This is a genomic window from uncultured Amaricoccus sp. (assembly GCF_937891315.1).
In the GTDB taxonomy this organism is placed as follows: domain Bacteria; phylum Pseudomonadota; class Alphaproteobacteria; order Rhodobacterales; family Rhodobacteraceae; genus Amaricoccus.
On sequence record NZ_CALAGI010000181.1, the window covers coordinates 1 to 3,186 of the forward strand.

The following is a 3,186-nucleotide window of genomic DNA, read 5'->3' on the forward strand; positions in this document are numbered from 1 at the left end:
AACGCCGACGAGGGCGACAGCGGCACCTTCGCCGACCGCATGCTGATGGAGGGCGACCCTTTCGTCCTGATCGAGGCGATGATCATCGCCGGCCTCGCGACCGGCGCCACCGCCGGCTATGTCTATATCCGTTCGGAATATCCCCGCGCGATCTCGCAGATGAAGGCGGCGATCGGGGTGATGGAGGCCGCCGGCTGGCTCGGCGACAGCGTCGGCGGTTCCGGCCGCGCCTTCCGCCTCGCGGTGCGCCGCGGCGCCGGCGCCTATATCTGCGGCGAGGAAAGCTCGATGCTGAACAGCATCGAGGGGCTGCGCGGCACGGTCCGCGTCAAGCCGCCGATCCCGGCCATCGCCGGCCTGTTCGGCGAGCCGACCGTCATCAACAATGTGCTCACCCTCGCCAGCGTACCGCTGATCCTCGATCGCGGCGCGGCGTTCTACAAGGATTTCGGCGTCGGCCGCAGCCATGGCACCCAGCCGTTCCAGCTCGCCGGCAACGTCGCGCGGGGCGGGCTCGTCGAAAAGGCCTTCGGCGTCACGATCCGCGAACTGATCGAGGATTTCGGCGGCGGCACCGCGTCGGGACGGCCGTTTCGGACCGCCCAGCTCGGCGGCCCGCTCGGCGCCTATGTCTCGGCGGACATGCTCGACCTGCCGATGGACTACGAGGAACTGGCGCTGCGCCAGGCGATGGTCGGCCATGGCGGGATCGTGGTCTTCGACGACACCATCGACATGGCCGAAATGGCCCGCTTCGCCTTCGAATTCTGCGAGATCGAAAGCTGCGGCAAATGCACGCCCTGCCGCGTCGGCGCCGTGCGCGGTCGTGAGACAGTGGAAAAAATCCTGCGCGGCGAGAGCGTCGCCGCCAATATCGCGCTGATCGAGGATCTCTGCGAGTTGATGCGCGACGGCTCGCTCTGCGCCATGGGCGGGCTCACCCCGATGCCGGTGCTCTCGGCCATCCGCCTCTTCCCGGAGGATTTCGACCGCGCCGCCCCGGTGGCGGCGGAATAGGGCGATGCGCGCGCTCGCCATCCCGGCCGTCCAGGCGGCGCCGCTCTTCGGCGTGGCGTTGCGCGGACACGGCGCCGCGCGGGCCGGCGCCTGTTTCGCCGTCGCGCCCTTCTTCGGCGCGCCGGTCGCCCCCGGCACCCCGCTATTGTCACAGCCACCGGCGCGCGGCGGTGACACTCGCGCGTCCACGTTATCCGGGCGCGCATCACCGCCACGTTCACTGAGAGGACGAAGCCCATGACTCTCCACCAGGAGATCCCGCTCGACCTTCGCAACCTCCGCGCCCCGGCGCTGTCGGAGATCGACCGCGGCACGCCGGCGAAGAACGGCGCGCTCGTCACGCTCAGCATCGACGGCGTGCCGGTGACGGTGCCCGAGGGCACGTCCGTCATGCGCGCGGCCTCCTTCGCCGAGCGGCCGATCCCCAAGCTCTGCGCCACCGATTCACTCGAGGCCTGGGGCTCCTGCCGCCTGTGCCTCGTCGAGATCGAGGGCGTGAAGGGCACCCCCGCCTCCTGCACCACGCCGGTGCGCGAAGGGATGGTGGTCCATACCCAGACCGCCCGGCTCGAAAAGCTGCGGCGCGGGGTGATGGAGCTCTATATCTCCGACCACCCGCTCGATTGCCTCACCTGCCCGACCAACGGCGATTGCGAGCTGCAGGACATGGCCGGCGTCGCCGGCCTGCGCGAGGTGCGCTACGGCATGAAGGGCGCCAACCATTTCGACGAGGGCGTGAAGGCGCCGATCGACACCTCCAACCCCTATTTCCAGTTCGACGCCTCGAAATGCATCGTCTGCTCGCGCTGCGTCCGCGCCTGCGACGAGGTGCAGGGCACCTTCGCCCTCACCATCGAGGGCCGCGGCTTCGCCAGCAAGGTGTCGCCAGGCATTCTCACGGACGATTTCTTCTCGTCGGACTGCGTGTCCTGCGGCGCCTGCGTCCAGGCCTGCCCGACCGCGACGCTGGTCGAGAAGTCGCTGGTAGAGACCGGCACCCCCACCCGCTCGGTCCTCACCACCTGCGCCTATTGCGGCGTCGGATGCTCCTTCAAGGCCGAGCTTCAGGGCGAGACCGTGGTCCGCATGACGCCCTGGAAGAACGGCGGCGCCAACGAGGGCCATTCCTGCGTCAAGGGCCGCTTCGCCTTCGGCTATGCCACCCACAAGGACCGCCAGACCGAACCGATGTTGCGCGAGGCGATCACCGACCCCTGGCGCAAGGTCTCCTGGGACGAGGCGATCGCCTTCGCCGCCGCGCGCTTCAAGGCGATCCAGGCGGAACACGGCAAGGATTCGATCGGCGGCATCACCTCCTCGCGCTGTACCAACGAGGAAGTCTACGTGGTGCAGAAGATGATCCGCGCCGCCTTCCGCAACAACAATGTCGATACCTGCGCCCGCGTCTGCCACTCGCCGACCGGCTATGGCCTGAAACAGACCTTCGGCACCTCGGCCGGCACCCAGGATTTCAAGTCCGTGGACCAGGCGGACGTGATCCTGCTGATCGGCTCGAACCCGACCGACGCGCATCCGGTCTTCGCCAGCCGGATGAAGCAGCGCCTGCGTCAGGGCGCGCGGATCATCGTCGCCGACCCGCGCCGCATCGACCTGGTGCGCTCGCCGCATATCCAGGCCGCGCACCATATCCAGCTCCGCCCCGGCGCCAATGTCGCGATGATGAACGCGCTCGCCCATGTCATCGTCACCGAAAACCTCGTCGACGAGGCCTTCGTCGCCGAGCGGTGCGACACGGTCGAATTCGACCGCTGGCGCGCTTTCGTCGCGGAGGAGCGCAACAGCCCGGAGGCGCTGACCGAAGTGATCGGCGCCCCGGCCGAGACGCTGCGCGCCGCCGCCCGGCTGTTCGCGACCGGCGGCAACGGCGCGATCTATTACGGCCTTGGCGTCACCGAGCACAGCCAGGGCTCGACCATGGTGATGGCGATGGCCAATCTCGCCATGGCGACCGGCAATATCGGCCGCGACGGCGTCGGGGTAAACCCGCTGCGCGGCCAGAACAATGTGCAGGGCTCCTGCGACATGGGCTCGTTCCCGCACGAACTGCCGGGCTATCGCCATGTCTCCGACAGCGCCACCCGGCATCTCTTCGAAGCGGACTGGGGCGTGGCACTCGACGAGGAGCCGGGCCTGCGCATCCCCAACATG

Annotated in this window: 2 protein-coding genes; both read left to right on the forward strand. The window is 68.8% G+C overall.

Going from position 1 to position 3,186, the window contains the following annotated elements:
- On the forward strand, nt 1-1,017 hold a 1,017-nt coding region (locus Q0480_RS17845; protein WP_299135038.1), incomplete at its 5' end, for an NADH-ubiquinone oxidoreductase-F iron-sulfur binding region domain-containing protein.
- A 237-nt stretch (nt 1,018-1,254) separates the two neighbouring features.
- The coding region (locus Q0480_RS17850) for a molybdopterin-dependent oxidoreductase (protein ID WP_299135039.1) at nt 1,255-3,186 on the forward strand (1,932 nt) is incomplete at its 3' end.